This is a genomic window from Neolewinella sp. (assembly GCF_965214665.1).
Taxonomy (GTDB): Bacteria; Bacteroidota; Bacteroidia; order Chitinophagales; family Saprospiraceae; genus Neolewinella.
In genome coordinates this window covers 4,381,802-4,400,308 of record NZ_OZ243970.1, presented here as the reverse complement: position 1 = coordinate 4,400,308, position 18,507 = coordinate 4,381,802, and the positions used below count along the sequence as shown (strand labels likewise).

14 protein-coding genes and 2 tRNA genes are annotated in these 18,507 nt (G+C 60.3%); 9 read left to right on the top strand and 7 right to left on the bottom strand.

The genetic code is table 11. The features are described 5' to 3' along the window. Nucleotides 1–13 precede the first annotated feature (13 nt). From ACOOHD_RS18845 to ACOOHD_RS18810, 8 genes are all read left to right on the top strand, one after another. Complete coding sequence (locus tag ACOOHD_RS18845; protein ID WP_420459426.1) at nt 14–2,533, top strand: AsmA-like C-terminal region-containing protein; 2,520 nt, start codon at nt 14–16, stop codon at nt 2,531–2,533. 81 nt (nt 2,534–2,614) lie between these two features. Beyond that, the gene (locus tag ACOOHD_RS18840; protein WP_420459425.1) at nt 2,615–4,348 is read left to right on the top strand and encodes a gliding motility-associated C-terminal domain-containing protein; all 1,734 of its coding nucleotides are present in this window, start codon (nt 2,615–2,617) and stop codon (nt 4,346–4,348) included. Between the two features lie 59 nt (nt 4,349–4,407). Further along, nucleotides 4,408–4,478: transfer RNA gene (locus ACOOHD_RS18835), tRNA-Cys, on the top strand. A 214-nt stretch (nt 4,479–4,692) separates the two neighbouring features. Further along, entirely contained in the window at nt 4,693–6,849 is a 2,157-nt protein-coding gene (gene rpsA / locus ACOOHD_RS18830; RefSeq protein WP_420459424.1) for a 30S ribosomal protein S1, read from the top strand. A gap of 71 nt (nt 6,850–6,920) precedes the next feature. Next, complete coding sequence (locus ACOOHD_RS18825) at nt 6,921–7,850, top strand: GYDIA family GHMP kinase (RefSeq protein WP_420459423.1); 930 nt, start codon at nt 6,921–6,923, stop codon at nt 7,848–7,850. Beyond that, on the top strand, nt 7,847–8,578 hold the full coding sequence (locus ACOOHD_RS18820) for a ferredoxin--NADP reductase (RefSeq protein ID WP_420459422.1): 732 nt from the start codon (nt 7,847–7,849) through the stop codon (nt 8,576–8,578). The genes ACOOHD_RS18825 and ACOOHD_RS18820 overlap by 4 nt, the downstream gene beginning before the upstream one ends. Before the next feature lie 23 nt (nt 8,579–8,601). Further along, a tRNA-Ile gene (locus ACOOHD_RS18815) sits at nt 8,602–8,674 on the top strand. 154 nt (nt 8,675–8,828) lie between these two features. After that, complete coding sequence (locus ACOOHD_RS18810; protein ID WP_420459421.1) at nt 8,829–9,038, top strand: hypothetical protein; 210 nt, start codon at nt 8,829–8,831, stop codon at nt 9,036–9,038. A gap of 15 nt (nt 9,039–9,053) precedes the next feature. Here ACOOHD_RS18810 and ACOOHD_RS18805 read toward each other — a convergent pair whose 3' ends face one another. The 3 genes from ACOOHD_RS18805 to ACOOHD_RS18795 are packed head-to-tail and all read right to left on the bottom strand — an operon-like array spanning nt 9,054 to nt 13,278. Continuing rightward, nucleotides 9,054–9,860: an exonuclease domain-containing protein gene (locus tag ACOOHD_RS18805; protein ID WP_420459420.1), complete on the bottom strand. Its 807-nt coding sequence runs from the start codon at nt 9,858–9,860 to the stop codon at nt 9,054–9,056. A gap of 12 nt (nt 9,861–9,872) precedes the next feature. Beyond that, on the bottom strand, nt 9,873–10,859 hold the full coding sequence (locus tag ACOOHD_RS18800; protein ID WP_420459419.1) for a glycosyltransferase: 987 nt from the start codon (nt 10,857–10,859) through the stop codon (nt 9,873–9,875). A gap of 4 nt (nt 10,860–10,863) precedes the next feature. Next, nucleotides 10,864–13,278 (bottom strand): DUF3536 domain-containing protein, encoded by a 2,415-nt coding sequence (locus tag ACOOHD_RS18795; RefSeq protein WP_420459418.1) that lies wholly within the window; start codon nt 13,276–13,278, stop codon nt 10,864–10,866. 130 nt (nt 13,279–13,408) lie between these two features. Here ACOOHD_RS18795 and ACOOHD_RS18790 point away from each other — a divergent pair, with 130 nt between their 5' ends. Beyond that, entirely contained in the window at nt 13,409–14,014 is a 606-nt protein-coding gene (locus ACOOHD_RS18790; RefSeq protein WP_420459417.1) for a superoxide dismutase, read from the top strand. 71 nt (nt 14,015–14,085) lie between these two features. On the opposite strand, the gene ACOOHD_RS18785 is transcribed toward ACOOHD_RS18790, so the two are convergent. From ACOOHD_RS18785 to ACOOHD_RS18770, 4 genes are all read right to left on the bottom strand, one after another. Beyond that, on the bottom strand, nt 14,086–14,910 hold the full coding sequence (locus tag ACOOHD_RS18785; RefSeq protein ID WP_420459416.1) for a hypothetical protein: 825 nt from the start codon (nt 14,908–14,910) through the stop codon (nt 14,086–14,088). Between the two features lie 255 nt (nt 14,911–15,165). Then, entirely contained in the window at nt 15,166–16,050 is an 885-nt protein-coding gene (locus ACOOHD_RS18780; protein ID WP_420459415.1) for an NAD kinase, read from the bottom strand. Nucleotides 16,051–16,076: 26 nt separating this feature from the next. Further along, a complete protein-coding gene (locus tag ACOOHD_RS18775; RefSeq protein ID WP_420459414.1) occupies nt 16,077–17,480 on the bottom strand; it encodes a hypothetical protein in 1,404 nt (467 codons plus the stop codon). A 76-nt stretch (nt 17,481–17,556) separates the two neighbouring features. After that, a complete protein-coding gene (locus ACOOHD_RS18770) occupies nt 17,557–18,444 on the bottom strand; it encodes a DMT family transporter (protein WP_420459413.1) in 888 nt (295 codons plus the stop codon). Between the last annotated feature and the right edge of the window lie 63 nt (nt 18,445–18,507).

The following is an 18,507-nucleotide window of genomic DNA, read 5'->3' as shown; positions in this document are numbered from 1 at the left end:
AAGCCCCTCCTGCATGCGATTTATTCGGCGTCTTACCCTGCTGCTACTTACCCTGGCTCTGCTGCTGCTGGCGGCGGTCCACATCCTGGGTGACCCCATCGCCCGCCGGGTCGTCCACTCCCTCAACGCCCGGCTCCAGACCCCCGTCACCGTAGGTCACTATGACCTGAGCCTGCTGCGTTCTTTTCCTCACCTAGCCGTCGATCTACAGCAGGTGCACGTGGGCGGAAGCGACGGCAGCACCCTGCTGGAAGCCGAGCACCTGGCCTGCGTACTGGACCTGGCTAGCATATTCGGTACTCCCCGCATCAACGGTATCTGGGTGCGCGACGGCAAACTCCAGCTCTTCACCGACCGCGACGGCAATACTAACTACCAGGTCACCCATACCTCCGTAGGCGACCGGGCCGAGCAACCAACGGGCGGGGCCGCAGGTGCAAGCTTCTTGGTACGGGCGGCCGAGTTTACCAACGTGACCGTAGTCTATCAGGACGCCCGCCTGAAAACCGACGCCGTATTTACCATTCGGGAAGGTAGGCTCGACGGCAACTTCGGGAGCACCACCGCCGAGTTGAAAACGGAAAGCCGGGTCGCGGTCACCTATTTCGATCAGGACGGCACCCGCTACCTAGCCCACAAAACCTTTGGGCTCAGTGGAGCGCTGCGTATCGACCAGGAAGAGCGCAGCTACCGTTTCACTCCCCTGATACTCACTGCCCAAGACCTCAGCGTGGAAACCACTGGCGTACTCACCCTAACCGAGCAGGGCCTCATCACCAACCTCCGGCTCAGCAGCACTGCCGGGGCACTCAACGACGTACTCGCCCTGCTACCACCCGGTTACGCTGCTACCCTGGGCGAGCTAGATACCGAAGGGCAGCTCGCGCTCGAGGCCGACATTACCGGCGAGTGGTCCGAACGCGACTATCCCCACCTCAACGGCCATCTGACCTTCACCGACGGCCGGCTCGGTAGCTCCCGAATGAATACTACGGCGCGCAACGTAACCCTGCAGGCCACCTTCGCTTACCTCGATGGGCCCCGGGGCGGCATGCAGGCCTTCGCTATCGAAGAGCTGAGCGGTACCTTCGCCGGGGCACCCTTCGACCTCCGGCTTCGGCTGGAGGACCTGGCCGATCCACAGCTCACCTTCAGCGCCCGGGGTAGCCTGCCGCTGGACGTGCTGCCCGCTTTGCTACCGGAGTCGGCGGCCGTGACCGGGGCGGCAGGGTTGCTACACCTGGACGACCTATCGCTTAGCGGCCGCTACGCCGATATGGTAGAACCGCGGCGGGCGGGTCGTGTAAGTTCCACCGGCACCTTACTCCTGGAAGATGCCAAATTAACGTACCTGGACGTTCCGCTTTCTCTGCCCGCCGGTACGGTAGTTCTGGACGATAACGAGCTCACGGTTACTGACCTGGCCGTAGTCTTCCCCAACTCCCGCTGTACCCTCAGCGGGCGGGGCAGCAACCTCATCCCCGTACTTTTTTCCGACAGCCTCAATTCCCGCGACGCCGCCCTGCGCTTCACCGCCACCCTGAGCGGAGAACGACTGGACGTGGCCGAGTTGCTTAGCTTAGCTGGCTATTCCGGGGAGGCCGTCCGACGGGGGGAGGCCGTCCGACGGGGGGAGGCCGCTCGACGGCCAGAACCGCGACTCACCGATCTGCTCCACGGCACCTTCGCGGCAGATATAGGGGCATGGCAGTGGGAAGAGATGCACGGCACAGACTTCAGGGGGCAACTGGTCTTCCTACCCGGCCGCCTCGACGTGCGGGGGCTTACCGCCGCCATGGGGGGGCAATTTCGGGTAGACGCCATCACTTACTTCGCGGATAGTACGACCGTCGATGCTCGGGTGGCCGCGGAGGAAGTAGATGCCCCCGAATTCTTCCGCCAGTGCGAGAACTTCGGTCAGGAGGTGCTCACCGCCGACCACCTCACCGGTCGCCTGAACGCGCAACTCCTGCTGGATATGACCTACGATGCGCTGGGAGCGTTAAATTATCAAAGCTTAGGGGCCCGAGCTAATCTGGAGATTCTAGACGGCGAGCTACGGGACTTTGGCATGCTCGAAAATTTCGCCTTCGCCCTCAAAGCCAGTGACCTCGAGCGCGTTCGCTTTACCCGCCTGGCCAACGTATTCGAGATCCGGGACCGGACGATCTACATTCCGGCCATGTTCGTCCAGTCCAGTGCCATCAACCTCACGCTAAGCGGCAGTCATACCTTCGATCAGTACCTGGACTACAACGTCAAGGTCAACGCGGGTCAGGTAGTGACCAATAAGCTGAGCCGCCACGATAGCGCCCTGGAAGTACTACCGGCCCGCAATGGGCTTTTTAATGTGTACTACACCATCCGGGGGCCGCTCGAATCCTACGCGGTGCGGAGTGATAAACAGACAGTAAAAACGGATTTTCGGCGCAGTCTCTACCGCCGCGACCGGATTCGCCGCGAACTCAGCGCCCGTTTCCGTACGCCCATCACCCTATTCGATCTATCCGAAGCGGATGATGTGATGGACTAGGGAGGCTGTCCGCCGTGCGCCATAACATGGGTGCCGCCCGTTGCGTTGCATGATAGAGTCACTGACACTAAGCACACACAATTGTTCCTCCGCTATCTCATCTGGGCCCTGGCCCTCAGTAGTTGGTTGCCCGCCCAGGAGGTGGCCGCGCCGGAGTTCCTGTGCACCCGCCCGGAGGCCGGCGGTGAAATTCTCACCTGGGCTAACGTCAGTGACAGCTGTGGTGCCTACCAGGCCACGGAGATTTACCGTAGCACTGCGGAAGCCGGCCCCTACACCTTACTTGCTACCCTCACCGATCCTACCACCACCGAGTACCGCGATGAGAACCCCACCGGCGAGCAGTTTTTCTATTACCTACGCTACCGCTACGACTGTCCCGGATCGACCACACTCAGCAGCGACACCCTCGACAACCGTATCCCGGCGGCCATCAACCTACGCTACGTCAGTGTAGAGGACGGCGACCTGCTCATCGGTTGGGACCCCTCGCCCTCCCCGGAGGTGAGTGGTTACGTGATCCTGGAAGTCACCGACACGGGTACCTTCCCCCTCGATACCGTGGGTGACGAGACAACCTACCGCGTTACCGACGTACCGGTTGATTCCCTCACCGCGCGTGATTATGTGGTGGTTGCCATCGATCCCTGCGGCAACGATACGCCCCAGAGTCAAATCACCTCGGCTGTGGGCCTAACCGGCAGTGGCGGCCAGGGCTGTATCTCGGAGGTGAGCCTGGTTCGGACCACCACCGGCACCTCTACCCTACTCGACACCCTGGCCGAACCACTGCGGCTGTATGCTTCAGTGGACGGTGGGCCGTTTACAGAGGAACCTTACGAACTCGGAGCTGCCGATACGCTGATCTACGATGGGGGTAATGACGGCGAGACCATCTGCTTCTACCAGGAGGGCACCTACGCCACCGGGGAAACGGTGCGCACCGACACATTTTGCATTACGCTAGCTATTATTCCCCCTATCCGTCCCTTCGATGTGTACGGCATCGAGGTCAACGGTGGGGCGGTGCGCCTGCCCTTTGAGACTACCGACAACCCGCTACCCGTAGCGGCTAGTCTAGAGCTGTACCGCGGCATCACGGTGGAGGAAATTTCCATTATTCCGGAGTCCTTCAGTGCACCCGAGCTCAACCTTCCCTTTAGCGGCTCCGATCAGGTACTGATCGACTCCGCCCGGCTCCTTTTGCAGGATGAGTGCGGCGATACGCTGATCACCAACGCCGTGAGCCCCGTCTATCTCTTTGCCGAGCCGGCCCCGGGCGGTGCTACCCTCGACTGGACGCCACTGGTTAATAACCTTGCCGGCACCATCACCTATGCGGTACTCGCCGTAAATCCAGACGGTAGCTTCACCCCGCTAGCGGATTCACTTACGGACTTGACCTATCTCGACCAGTCCCCACCCCCCGCCGGCGGGCCCCGCTGTTACCGCATCGCGGCCACTTACACCCCCGTCGATAGTGTGGCTACCTTTTCCTTCCTTTCCAACCAAGCTTGTCTCTTCGAGGAGCCGGAAGTGTTCTTTCCTAATGCCTTCAGTCCTACCGCCCAGCAGCCGGAAAATCGCGTGTTTGGGCCCATCTTCGGTACCGCGCCCCAGCTAGCGAGCTACGAGTTCTTCATCTTCGACCGCTGGGGAGCCCTGGTCTTCTCCTCCGACCAGCCCGGCCTTCCCTGGTCCGGCTTCATCGGCAGCACCGCCGCGCCCACCGGCAGCTACCTCTACACCCTCAGCTACACCACCCCCACCGGGAACTTAAGCCGGCGCACGGGCGTTGTCCACTTGATTCGGTAAATAAACCGGTGGCAAAGTTTGGTACTCCCCCCGTGGGCCACCTACTTTTGCCCTCCCCTGGTTGGGTGGCCGAGTGGCTAGGCAAAGGTCTGCAAAACCTTGTACGGCGGTTCGAATCCGCTCCCAACCTCAGAAAAACCGCGTTGGGCTTCGCCCTTCGCGGTTTTTTAGACTGCGCTTCGCGCAGGTAGATCGCTTCGCGGGTAGACGCCGCAGGCTCTACCCAGCGAAGCTGGTTTACTTTCCGTATCTTTGCGCTCCCTTAACCGGCACCCCCGGAAAAGGAAGGGGAACGGCCGCCCCCGAAGCGGCCCAACGTATCAACCGTTTAAACCCATCATCACATGCCAGTAGATGATAATCAGGACCCGCAAGTAGACGGGACCGAGGAGACCTCCACCGATTCCCTTACCCCGGAGGCCCAACCCACCATTGAAGAACAAGCCAACCCCGGCGCCGCTGCCGATGGCTCCATCGCCGTAACGGAAACCCGGTCCGTAATCAAGCCCACGCCCGGCGCGCCCGCCGAGGTCGTAGATGAGGCACTGGAAGACGCCACCGAGAGCCTCGACGAGGAGGAAGAATCCTCCGCGCCCACCGCCAAGGTGATCCGTAAGGAGAGCTCCAAGGTATCCGTAGCCCTCACCGAAGAGGTGAAGGAGGAAGCCGTGGAAATTGAAGAAGCCGACACCAGCGGGGCCACCGGCTCCGCTCATGACGACTTCGCCTGGGACGCCATCGCTAAGATCGACAACCGCTACAGTGATGCCGAGCGCCTGGCCATGGAAAAGGAGTACGAGGCCTCGATGACCAACATCCAGGAAGCCGAGATCATGTCGGCCAAGGTGTCGGCCATCATCGACGGCGACGTCATCCTGGACCTGAACTACAAGAGCGACGGCCTGCTCCCCCTCTCCGAGTTCCGCGATCAGGACGTCGAGGTCGGCTCCACCGTCGAGGTGTACGTAGAGCAGCAGGAAGATGAGAAAGGACAGCTAGTACTCAGCCGCCGCAAGGCCAAGCTGCTCCGCGCCTGGGACCGCATCCGCGACTCCTACGCTAATGGCACCGTGATCAACGGTAAGGTGATCAGCAAGACCAAGGGCGGCCTCATTGCCGACTGCGGCGGACTGGAGACCTTCCTACCCGGCTCGCAGATCGACATCAAGCCCATCATCGATTACGACGCCTACGTGGGCAAAACGATGGAATTCAAGGTGGTCAAGATCAACGAGACCATCAAGAACGCCGTGGTGAGCCACAAGGCCCTCATCGAGTCCGATCTGGCCGAGCAGCGCGAGGCCATCATCGCCAGCCTCGAACGCGGTCAGGTACTGGAGGGTATCGTCAAAAACATCACCGACTTCGGGGCCTTCCTTGACCTGGGTGGCGTCGACGGACTGCTCTACATCACCGACATCAGCTGGGGCCGCATCAACCACCCCTCCGATATCCTCGAGCTCAATCAGAAGGTCAACGTGGCCGTACTGGACTTCGACGAGAACAAGAAGCGGATCAGCCTCGGTCTGAAGCAACTCCAGCCCCACCCCTGGGAGGTCCTGGACGAGACCATCACCGAGGGCAGCACCGTCGAGGGCCGCGTAGTCAATATCGAAGACTACGGTGCCTTCCTCGAGATCATGCCCGGCGTAGAAGGCCTGGTGCACGTCAGTGAGGTGACCTGGAGCAACCAGCCCATCAACGCCCGGGAGTACTTCAGCGTCGGCGAGACTCGCGACGCCAAGGTGGTGACCATCGACCGCGACGACCGCAAGATGTCGCTGTCGATCAAGCAGCTGCAGCAGGACCCCTGGGATACGATCAACATCAACTTCCCCGTCGGCTCCAAGCACACCGGTAAGGTCAAAAACCTCACCCCCTACGGGGTATTCGTCGAGCTCAACGACGGCATTGGTGGCATGATCCACATCAGCGACCTGAGCTGGACCAAGCGCTTCGGCCACCCCAGTGAGTTCGTCAAGGTGGGCGACGACATCGACGTCGTAGTACTGGAAGTAGACGACCGCGACCGCAAGATGTCGCTTGGCCATAAGCAACTTGAGGAGAACCCCTGGGACAGCTTCGAGAGCGTCTTCCCCGAGGGCAGCTACCACGAGGCTACCGTACTGCGCAAGGACGACCGCGGTGCCATCGTACAGATGCCCTACGGACTGGAAGCCTACGCACCGATCAAGCTCATGCGTAAGGAGGACGGTACCATTGCTGAGGTAGACGAGACGCTGACCGTCAAGGTCATCGAGTTCGACCGCGACCAGAAGAAACTTATGGTCAGCCACAGCCGCTACGTCAACGACATCCGCCGCGAGGCCAAGGACACCGTCGTGCGCGAGCGCCGCGAGGAGCAGCAGTACACCCGTAAGGCCGTCAAGCAGACCAATGCCAGCAACGAGCGCTCTACCCTGGGCGATCTAAGCGCCTTCGAGCAACTGCGCGAGCAGCTCAGCAACGAAGGAGAAGACAACGAGGACGACAACAACTAGTCGCTGCCCGTAGCTATTGATTGACATAAGGCCACGCTGCTTCGGTAGCGTGGCCTTTTCTTTGTGCCCCCATGCTTCAGGAGTACTACTACCACGGCAAACTACTGCTGACCGGCGAATACTTCGTGCTCGACGGAGCGACCGCCCTAGCTATCCCCACCAAAGCGGGCCAGCGCTTTACGGTCACCCCGTTCCCCTCACCGACCCGCTACGAGCTGACGTGGTCGGTCGGCGGGGTCAGTACTTCCCGGCCGATACGTAGCCACTCCTTCCATGCCGGGGAATGGAACGAACCGCGGCCGGGTGGGGAGCCGGTGCGGGACCGCCTGCTGCAACTATTCCACGCGGCGGAGCAGCTCAAACCTGGCTGTACGGAGGAGGGGCTGGTCGGTAAGCACGTCCACTGCTATCTCGAGTTCGAGCCTAGTTGGGGACTGGGTAGCAGCTCCACATTGGTCAGCTTTCTGGCCGAGTTCCTTGGGGTGGACCCCTATGCCCTGCTGGCCGGCACCTTCGGCGGCAGCGGCTACGATCTAGCCTGCGCCACCGCGGCGGGCCCCATCCTGTACAAGCGCGGGGAATCCGGCAGGCCCCTGGTTAGCCCCATCACCTGGCGACCGGACTGGCTCCGGCAGACCTACTTCGTGTACCGCAACCGAAAACAGGATAGTCGGCAAGGCATTCGGGCGTACCGAGCGGCGGACGTGGCGCCCCAGGTGGCCGGGGAGGTAAGTGAGCTCACCGGCCTCCTACAAGTTGCTTTGCACCTGCGCACCGCCGCCCGACTGCTCGAACGGCACGAACGACTTATCGCCGAAGCACTAGCGTTGCACCCCGTGCAGGAAACATTTCCCGACTTCCCCGGTACACTCAAGAGCCTGGGCGCCTGGGGCGGCGACTTCATCTGGGCCCTGAGCGAGCAACCTAGGGAACAGCTGCGGGCCTACTTTGCCGAGCGGGGCTACGGCACCTTTATCCCCTACCACGATATGGCATTATGAGTAAATGGAAGGAGGCGGTGATCACGCGCACCCAGGACCGAAGCCCTACGGTACGCAGCTTCTGGGTAGCCCTACCCGACCGCGAGCGGCTCGATTTTTGGCCCGGGCAGTTTCTGACCCTCGACCTGCCCATCAGCGAGAATCGCCGGGAACGCTGGCGCAGCTACTCCATCGCCTCGCCCCCCAACGAAACCAACGAAGCTGAGCTCTGCATCGTACAGCTTCCGGGCGGGCGGGGCACGAAGTACCTCTTCGAGGAAGCCGGGGCGGGGACGCAGGTGCTCACCAAGGAGCCAGGGGGCGTATTTACCCTTCCCGAACGGCCGCTCGACTACGACGTGGTGATGGTCTGTACGGGCACCGGGGTGGCGCCCTTTCGGTCCATGCTCTATCAGCGACTACCCCGGGAGAACCGCTACTTTCACCTCATCTTCGGTTGCCGGCGGCCGGAGGATTTGCTCTACCGGGAGGAATTCGAGCGACTGAGCGAGCGGTATCCCAACTTCACCTATACGGCTACGCTGAGTCGTGAACTTCCCGGAGAAACCACCTCATTGGAAGCCCTAGCCGGTTACGTGCATCAGGTGTACCAGCGTAACTACGCTACGCCCCGGAGCGATCTGCGGTTTTACCTCTGTGGCTGGAGTGCCATGGTCGACGAAGCGCGCGCTAATCTCCTTGCCATGGGCTACGCCGAGCAGCAGGTTATTTTGGAGCTCTACGGCTAGCCGCTTATCTTTGCGCGCTGACCGGGCCCATAGCTCAGCGGTTAGAGCCGCGGACTCATAATCCGTTGGTCGTAGGTTCAAATCCTACTGGGCCCACGTGGTAGACCCCTTCGGGGGGAGAGGGTGTAGACCCCCTTCGGGGGGTAGACCGCTGCGCGGGTAGACAGGCAGTACAATGCTGCCTCAGGCAGCGCTGGAATGTGACGAACTAAGAGTCTTACATCGTAGTTACCCCATAAAGCCGACAACCATGCACTTCAACCGCACCCCCACCCGCTACCGCCTCTTCGACGCCAAGAGCCAGCGCCCCCTGCTCGCCGATGATAAGGACGACAAGAAGACGGATAAGGACCCAAAGAAGGACCACGCCGATCAGGACGATGACGACCTGAAGAACGTGGACCAGAGCAAGGGCGGCTACGGTCACGGCACCGGCTTTGATGACGACGAGCGCCGCTAGTCATCGGGAAAGAATCTATTTCTTTTTGCGTTCTTCCTCGATCACCTGCACTAGGGTTTTTACCTCGGTCGTGAAGTCCTTTTCCAGGATCCAACGCAGGTAGCTCGGCTCCTTGGCGAAGACCTCAGCGACGGGTTTGCCGGCGTGTTTGCCGAAGTTGAATACGGGTACGCCGTCGGGACCGCGCTTGAGGCGGCGGGTGGCATCCAGGAAGCGGTCGTCTTTGCAGAAATCGGCCACGGCATCAAGGTCGGCGAAGGGCTCGATTATGGTGCCATCCTCCCGTTCGTAGGTCGCGCCGGCATAGTGACGCAACTGCCCGGTGAATACATCGACTGTGGCGCGCACGTCGGCCAGCGCATCGTGGGCGTTTTCCATCTCCTTGCCGGCGTAGAACTTGAGGGCAGCGCTTAGCGTACGCGGCTCCATCTGGTAGAAGATTTGCTGGGCGTCGATGAGGCGGCGGCCGCCGGTGTCAAAGAAGATACCTGCGCGGTAGAACTCCTCCTGTAGCAGGGGCACGTCGTAGCGGTTCGAGTTGTACCCAGCCAGATCGGCCGTCCCGATAAAATCCTGAATCTTAGCGGCCACCTCCTGAAAAGTAGGCGCATCGCGCACGTCGGCATCGCTGAGCCCGTGGATGGCGCTGGCCTCGGCGCTGATCGGAATGGTGGGGTTAATCTTCATTTCCAGCTCCTGCTGCGGGCTGCCGTCGGCAGAGAGCTTGATGAGGGCGATCTGCACGATGCGGTCGCGGGTGAGATTGAGTCCGGTGGCCTCGAGGTCGAAGAAAACCAGGTCGTTGGTTAGGGGAAGGGTCATGGTGTAGCAAGATTAGGCCAGAAGCCGAAGGTAGAGGGCGTGGTAAGTGGCGATCATTTTCCCCACGTTAAACTGTTCCACCGCATAGGTACGACACACGGCGCGATCAAGGGCGGCGGCCCGGGGGAGGGCGGCGGCTAGTCCTAGCACATTGCCCACCGGCACGAGGGTACTCACCCTATCGTCTACCAATTCCGGTGCGGCCCCACTCGCAAACCCCGCCACCGGCGTACCACAGGCCAGCAGCTCCGGAATCACCAGACCGAAGGGCTCGTCCCACACCGAGGTAAACAGCCCCACCGCCACGGCCGTATGGGGCAGTAACTCCGCGCCTCCCAGGTGGCCCAGGTAAACCGCGTCCTCTCCCAGGAGGGGCAGTACTTGCGTCGTGTGGTAATCCTTGTCCACCACCGGGCCGACCAGTTTCAGCGTGTACCCCGCCCGGCGCGCCGCCAGCACGGCCAGGTGCGGAGCCTTCTCCGGCGTGATCCGTCCGTACCACAGGGCGGTACACGCAGGTGCAACCCTAGCGAAGGGCCACTCCCCGGGATCGATCCCGTTATGAATTACCGCCACCGGCCCCGTGTACCGTACCCAACGCTGCGCCAGGTGCGCGCTGATGGCTACGAAAGTCGATCCGCCGAGTAGTCGCGAGGCCACGGCACCCGGCAGCAAGCGCCGGTAAGGCGGCGTATGTAGGGTAGTGACCACCGGAAAGGGCAGGCGAAACGAGAGCAGCGGGGGCAGGAAGTTAATTGTGTTGTTGTGCAGCAGATCGAAGGGGGCGGTGCGTAGGTAGCGCAGGAGGGTTTGGTAGTCTTCAAAATCCGTGACCAGCTCCACCCCCGGCAGTGAATCGGAACCCCGGCGGGCAAAGACGGTCACCGTTTCATCTAGCTCCGCCAGCCCCCGGGCGAGTTGCACGGTGTGGCGCTCCAGCCCCCCGGCATAGGGTTCGGTGAGGGGGTACTCTAGAGGGGCCAGCAGTGCCAGTCGCACGGACCTAAACGGGCTGCAGCGCGTCGACGAAACCGAGCTGGAGCTCCAGCTCGCGGGCCAGGCCTAGTCCGGCCATACGCTCCGAGGCGGTGAGGCCGTTGGCGTAGTCCGGCGTCCAGGCGTTGAGCAGGCTAGTCTGGGCGCGGTAAAAATTAGGTTGTAGACCCAGCTGGCGCAGGGCATGGACCAGTTCCAGGATCCACTGCCACAGGGCGGGTTGCCGTACGGCTTGCCGGATGAGGGCGTGGATCCGCTGCTCTGCGGCATTCTCCAGTAGCGCGGGCTCTTTGTACCGGTGGTTCCAGTGACGGTGGTCGGCGACGATGCGCTGTAGGCGGGCGCGGTCTACCCCCTGCTGGGCCGAGAGCAGGTTTAGGAGTCGCCGCCGCATCGTAAAACTAATAGTGGCCCGGTAGCTATCGGGCAGCGGTAGCCCACTGGCCCGCATGGTGCTCATCAGTTGGTAGTTGTCGTAGTAGACATCCGAAAAACTGGCCGCGGCGATCCCGAGGGTGCGCTCCGTCATCTCCAGCAGAATCTTGCGCTTCTCATCGCGGAACAGGTGATAAACCGAAAAGCTCTGGTGGCAGAAGTAGTCCTTCATGAGGTTGATTACCTCACTGACGTGTCCGTCGCGGAACTCCTGCTCTAGCTCCGGTAGCAGATCGTTGAACTGCTCGGCGGACATATCCTGACAGATTTCCCCAATCATCGCCTGCTGCCCCAGGTACAGCACCGCGTAACTGAAGGCCGAGGAGCTGTGGGTGATCTTGGATACGATGCGCATCTGCCCCACCGTGAGCCGAAACGCACCGGCCCGGAACTGCCGTAGGGCCTGTAGCTCACTCCGGTAGTTGAACAGTTCGAGCTGCGCGGGCTGCTCCTCGAATAGACTGGCGGCGGCGAAGTGCATACCTACCCGAAGCAGGCCCACCCGGGCCGGCATTACGGTGTCGTGGTAGGCTACCGCGGCATTGGGTAGCACATTGCTTTCGATGTGTTCCAGGTCGGCGATAAAATCGGTATGGTAGTCCTTACCGGTAAGTACCTCACAGAGGTGCAGGGCCCGGTTGGCGTACTGTAGCACCTGTAGGGTTTCGATACCGGTCACCTCATTGAAGAACCAGGCGCAGCTGGTATACATCAGCATCGCGTGCCGCTGCATTTCCAGTAGCCGGAGCATCCTGATTTTTTGCTGGTCGGTAACGGAATCAAGTTTCGCCACCCGACGAATGAAGGCAGCGGTCTGGTTGGGCGACCGATCCAGCACCAGGTCGATGTACTGGTCGCGAGCCGCCCAGCAGTCGGTGAATAGGCTTCCCCCCTCCGTTTCGAACACCTCGATTAGCCGGTCGCGTACCCTATCCAGCGCAGCGCGCAGGGGGGCCCGCCAGCGCTGGTGCCAGCCCGGCCCGCCGCCCGTCTCGCAGCCACAGTCACTGCGCCAGCGTTCCACCCCGTGCACGCAGGACCAGGAGCTATTTTCGTGGATGCGGGCCTCCCAGGTGGGGGGGTGGAGCTCCAGGAACTCCCCATAGTTAGTGAGGCGGTACGCGGGGTGCTGGTCGATGTCGTCCAGGCAGGCGGCTAGGGCCATCTCCCCCTTGGCGTGGTGGTGACCGTAGCTTTCGCCATCAGTGGCGATATGGGCCAGCTGCACCTCGTCGTCGCCGTCGAGGCTATTCATTAGGCGGTTGGCCAGCAGGCGACCGTCATTAAGGAGGCCTTCAAAGGCTACGGCCTTAGCTACGTCGCCGTCGTAAAAAAACAAGGCAATACTGCGGCCACTGGGAAGTACGCAGCGGTAGGGGCGCCGAGTATCTACCCCACCGTGTACCTCGTGCCACTGCTCGCCGTCGCCGGCCCGTACCGCCCGGCACTGGCGGGGGGCCAGGATCATATAGCTCAGGCCATTATCGACTAGTGCTTCCAGGCAGGCCGTATCAACGGCCGTCTCGGCGAGCCACATGCCCTCCGGCTGACGGCCGAAGCGGTAAGCGAAGTCGGCGATGCCCCATTTGATCTGCGTCTGCTGATCGCGCCGGTTAGCCAGCGGCATGATAATGTGGTTGTAGCTCTGGGCGACGGCCGATCCGTGTCCGCTATACTGTTGCTGGCTCTGGCGGTCGGCCTTAATTACGTGAGCGTAGGTGGCCGGGTCATGTACCTCCAGCCACGATAGCAGGGTAGGCCCCATATTCCAGCTTATGCGGGCGTAGTTATTCGATATGCGGGTGATGTGTTGCTCGGTATTCAGTACCCGTGCCGTGGCATTGGGTGCATAGCATTCCTCATTGATGCGCTCGTTCCAGTCGTGGTAGGGGGCGGCACTATCCTGGATTTCAATCGTCTCCAACCAGGCATTCTCCCGGGGGGGCTGATAATAATGACCGTGGATGCAGATATACTTAGTGGGCATCCCGCAAAGGTAGTACCCGTACGGAGGAGCGTGGGGTCAACCCTGCCCGGACTGCTACGTTGTAGCAAGGCGGCGGTCGGACACCCTTTGTCGTGGCCTTACGCACATTAATTCATTCATCCCACCCACTATGTTCACCCTTCCCGATCTCCCCTACCCCTCCAATGCCCTCGAGCCCAGCATCGATGCCCGCACGATGGACATTCACCACGATAAGCACCACGCTGGCTACACCACTAAGCTAAATGCCGCCCTGGAAGGTACCGATATGGGCGATAAGTCCATCGAGGATATCCTCAAAAACGTTAGCAGCGCCAGCACTGCGGTGCGCAATAACGGAGGTGGCTACTACAATCACAGCCTCTTCTGGACGGTGATGAGCCCCAACGGCGGTGGCCAACCCAGCGGCGAACTGGCCCAGGCCATCGACAAAGCCTTCGGCAGCTACGACGCCTTTAAGCAAAAATTCTCCGACGCCGCCGGCGGGCAGTTCGGTTCCGGCTGGGCCTGGCTCATCGTCAAGGACAACGGCGAACTGGCCGTGACCTCGACCCCCAATCAGGACAACCCCCTAATGGATGTTGTCGACGAAAAGGGCACCCCCATTCTCGGCCTCGACGTCTGGGAGCACGCCTACTACCTCAATTACCAGAATCGCCGGCCGGATTACGTCTCGGCCTTCTTCGACGTGATTAACTGGCAGGAGGTCAACCGCCGCTACATGGCCGCGAAGTAAGGTAACCGTAATGCAACAAAAAACCGCCATCCGTTTCCGGATGGCGGTTTTTTTTAGGTATAGCCGGCTACCTAGGCATCCATAGCCTCGCGCGCAGCCTCGCGGTATCCTTCCATACGGGCGGCATCGGCGCTGCGGTAACGGGGGCCACACTTCTGTAGTACCTCCTTCATATCGTCGTCTGACAGCTTGGAGAACTGTTCTACCGTAGTGACGCCAGCCTCCTCGAAGCGGGTAGCCATCGTGACGCCTACGCCGCTGATCTTGGTCAGGGGGCTTGCGGGCGGCTTAGTGGAGGGACGACCCCGGCGGCCCTTGCCAGCCTTCTTCGGACTGCCTGACTTGCGGGCAGCCTTGGCGGCACCCTCGGTCTTGCGGGGGCGACCGCGGCGGGGCTTGGGAGAGGACTTCGTGTCGTCGGAGGTCTTCTCCGCAGCGGCCTCGCTCACTGTATCGGGGGCGTCTGAAACGGCCTGGGCGAGTTCTTCAGCCGAGACGTTCTCATTATAGTCAGTGGTGTCGGTGCCGTTGTCCGACTGACCGTTGGCGGATGCACTATCGTCGGAGGCGGAGCTATCGCTCGCGGTGGCTACGCTCTTCTTCGGACGCCCGCGACGGGCGCCGGTGGATTTCGTACCTCGCTTGGGCTTGTCGGCAGTGGTAGCCGTCGAATCAAGCGGGCCAGCGGGTGCCTTATCAGCCTCACTTGCCTTCTTAGCAAGCTTAAGCTCCTGCTCCAGGCTGGCCACCTTTTGCTCCAGACTTTTAATTTTAGCCTTGGCGGACTTAAGCTTTTTCTTCGATTTCTTGTGGTTGTTAGCCCCCTCAGTGAAGGCTTCCTGGGCGGCGTCGAAGCGAGACATGATTGCCTTGAGCTCCTTTTTAAAATTAGCCATTAAGGTTGATTTGAGTGAACTGACGGGTTATGCACCGGAGAATACCGCTCCGTCAACTGGAGGGGGGTACGAACCGATCAGCGGATAAATGGATAAAGACAATTCTCCTATATGATAACTAAGGGTAGGTAATCGAACCGGGGTCACAAAGCCATGCCAACCACGCTGGTTGCCGCACTCCGGATGCTTTGATATAAAAACCTCTATATAATCAAATGTTCCGGTACGGGGCAAATATATATAAAATTATTTTGCCTAATGATTCCGGCGATCTTCACCCCAGTTGAGCTTACCGCGCAGGGTATCCATAAAGGTGATTTCGGGTAGCTTGACTAGGTGAATACCGAAGTCGTTCTTCCGTACTGCTAGCTCGTGCACCGCCGTTACGGTTTCAAAGCGGCTATCTAGGGTGGAGAGAAAGTTTTCCGCCCGCCCTTCTATCTGAAAGCTCACCACCGCGTCGTCACTAATCACGATGGGGCGTACATTCAGGTTATGCGGTGCCACCGGAGTCACCACGAAATTACCACTGCCGGGAAATACAATGGGGCCCCCACAACTCAAGCTATAGCCGGTACTGCCGGTCGGCGTGGCTACGATGATGCCGTCAGCCCAGTAACTATTCAGGTACGCTCCATTGATGTAGGTATGAATCGTGATCATCGAGGAGGTATCCCGCTTGAGGAGCGTAAAGTCATTAAGCGCGTAGGGCGTATCGCCGAATACCGGCAGGTTGCTTTCCAGGTAGAGCATGTCGCGCCGCTCGGTCTCAAAGCGGCCGCGGGCTAGCAACCGCAACGCTTCCCGCATTTTCGATTTTTCCACCCGCGCCAGGAACCCGAGTCGCCCTAGATTGATCCCCAAAATGGGAATATTATAGTCCCTAACCATCAGGAGGGCGCTGAGTATGGTCCCATCCCCTCCCAGGGTGATGAGCATGTCAAATTTCTTGATACGAAAGTCGAGATGGGTGTCAAACGTACCCACGTCGCGCTTAAATCGAAGGTGGGGCCTGATCTGCTCCAGGTACGGCCCATAGACGTAGGTAGAAAACTGCTCGTCCGCCAGTAGATCAAACAACTCCTGTACGGGTTGGCGATCGTCCTGCTTGAATACCTGACTGTAGATAACTACCTGCATTCGGCAAGATTACGAAATCTCAACGCTTAAAATGCTAGGTTCAGGTTCAGGTACACCCCATTTTCGCCCAGGTGGTTGTGGTTGTACTGGACCCCGGCTACCATATCGTAGTAGAGCACCAGGTCGATGCCCGCGCCCACGCCGGTAAGCAAAATGTTGTTGAGCCGATTGGATCCATCTACGAAGGGGGCATTGGCTACCCCCTGGTTAAATTGTAGATTGACGAGCATCCGCAGCGGAATGTACCGGAAGGCATCGATGAATACCAGCTTGCCGAGATCCAGCCTGGTCTTGAATAGCTCCCGGCGTAGTCCCAGACGCCAGATGAGCATATCCAGGCCGTCCACAACGTAGAATTGATATCCGATCAGACCGTTATTACCGAAGCCAATGGCCCGGTTTTCCAAAAACGGCTGACGGGTACGGATGAGGCTGTACTTACCCGCCAGCCCGTAATTAAACGAAGCGTGCTTTCCAAAGGGTAAGTACCGGCGGTAATCAGCGTGCACCTCCATCCCATCGCGTTCCCCGTAAATACCGAGGCCCTCCTTGGCTATACCCACCGAATAATACTTTCCCGCCCAGGGATAATTGCGCACGTCCCGCCGGTCATTCGTAAAATCATAGCCGATACGGAAGTATTTCTGCTCGGTACGCCCCCCCCCAAAGAAATCGGGATTGAGCACCTGCCCGATGGTATCGGCAATGGCTGAATGCCTCCACCCGAGGGTCCAATCGTGAGTGACATAAATGCGGCGGCGGTACGAGAGGTCTACATTGACCGCGGCGTTCTGGTACACGAAGTTGTTTGGGTCGGCGTAAAATTCCTGGCGGTTGTCCCGCGTCAAAAAGTTTTGCTCCCGCCGCCGTAGTAGATTGATTTCGATGCCCAACCCAATGGATCCCGCCCGGTTGAGGTAGGGAAAGTTGTAGGCCGCCTGCAACGAGCGCGTGTAACCGGTCGTAAAGCCTAGTTTAAGTCGATCGCGCTGTCCCGAAAAGTTGTAGTACGTCAACTTCCCCCCAACGTTGACCCGGTCCAGGGAACGCTCCTGCTCATTCCACCACACGTTAAAATTGCGGTCGGCCAGCTCGAATACCGGCACGGGGTAGATGTACCACGTCTCCCGCATATTCACGATCACGGCCATACGCCCCCCATCCTCCAGCTGCGTCGTATCGTAGGTAATCGTAGCAGAGGCAAATAGGCCGGTATTCATCAGGTTGTTATAGCTCCGCGTGACCTCTTGCTCAAAATCGGCCACGGCCACCCGGTCGCCCTGCCCGAAGGTCATCTCCCGGAATACCACCCGCGGCCGCGTTTTCTTATGCCCCACCAGATACACCTCCTGAATGTATAGGGAGTCACCTGGGCCCGCCCAGCTCGCCAAAGACAGTAACACAAATAGTGTAAGTAAAAATACCTTCATGCAGCCAGCTTAGCAGCCCACCGTAGGAAACGGCGGCAGAACAAGAACGATAAAATCGGCGAGATAAAGTGTCCCATCACTTGCGCTTGCTCAGAAAAATGCCCACCAGCACCAGCGCCACCGCCGGCAGTTGTTGCCACACTACCCCCTCTCCGTCGGCTAGTCCCCAGATAAGTGCCACTACCGGGATCAAATAACTCACTGTGCTGGCAAACACTGCCCCCGCCCGTTGGATCAACCGGTAGTAGACTAGTCCCGCCAGCACCGTGCTGCCGAGGGCCAGGATGCTGACATACGCCAGCGCCGTTGCACCCGCGGTGCCCGCCCGCATCACCGTCGGTATGACCCCCGCCGCACCCACCGCATACCCCAGAGCCGGCAGACCCACCAGGAAGTAACTCACCACCGTAATGGTAAGGGCTGGTACTTGGCGGAGGTAATTGGCCACTAGATTGGCGGCCGTACCATAGCACAGGCAGGCCAGTAGTACCAACCCAGCATACCCCAGCTGCTGAGTACTATCCCCCTCCCCCGCCGGAGAAATGTAGGCCAGTCCTAGCGCGCCCGTGAGCCCCAGCACGATACCGGTCACCTGCTGCCGCACCGGCCGGTTGCGAAAAGCCAACCAGGCCACCAGGAAGGTACACAGCGGCGTGAGGCTGCTCAGCATCCCCGTCAGACTACTACTCAGGTACTGCTGCGCGGTCGGAAACAGAAAAGCCGGCAGGGCCGTACCGGTGAGCCCCACTACGATCAGGAGCGGGAGCTGACCCAGCCGTACCCGCCGTAGGTGGATCGCGGCCAGGGGTGCCAGCGCCAGTGCGGAGATACCCAGCCGTAGCACCCCCACCTGCCGGGCAGTGAATACCTCCAGCCCCCACTTGATGAGCACGTAGCTACTGCCCCAAATCAGACTCAGGCCGAGCAGCGTAAGAAAATCGCGTAACGTAGGCCCCTCCTGCATGCGGGCGAAGGTACGGGCGGGGCCGCGGGTGCGGGGTGGATGGTGGTCGCTGGCCGAACTTTC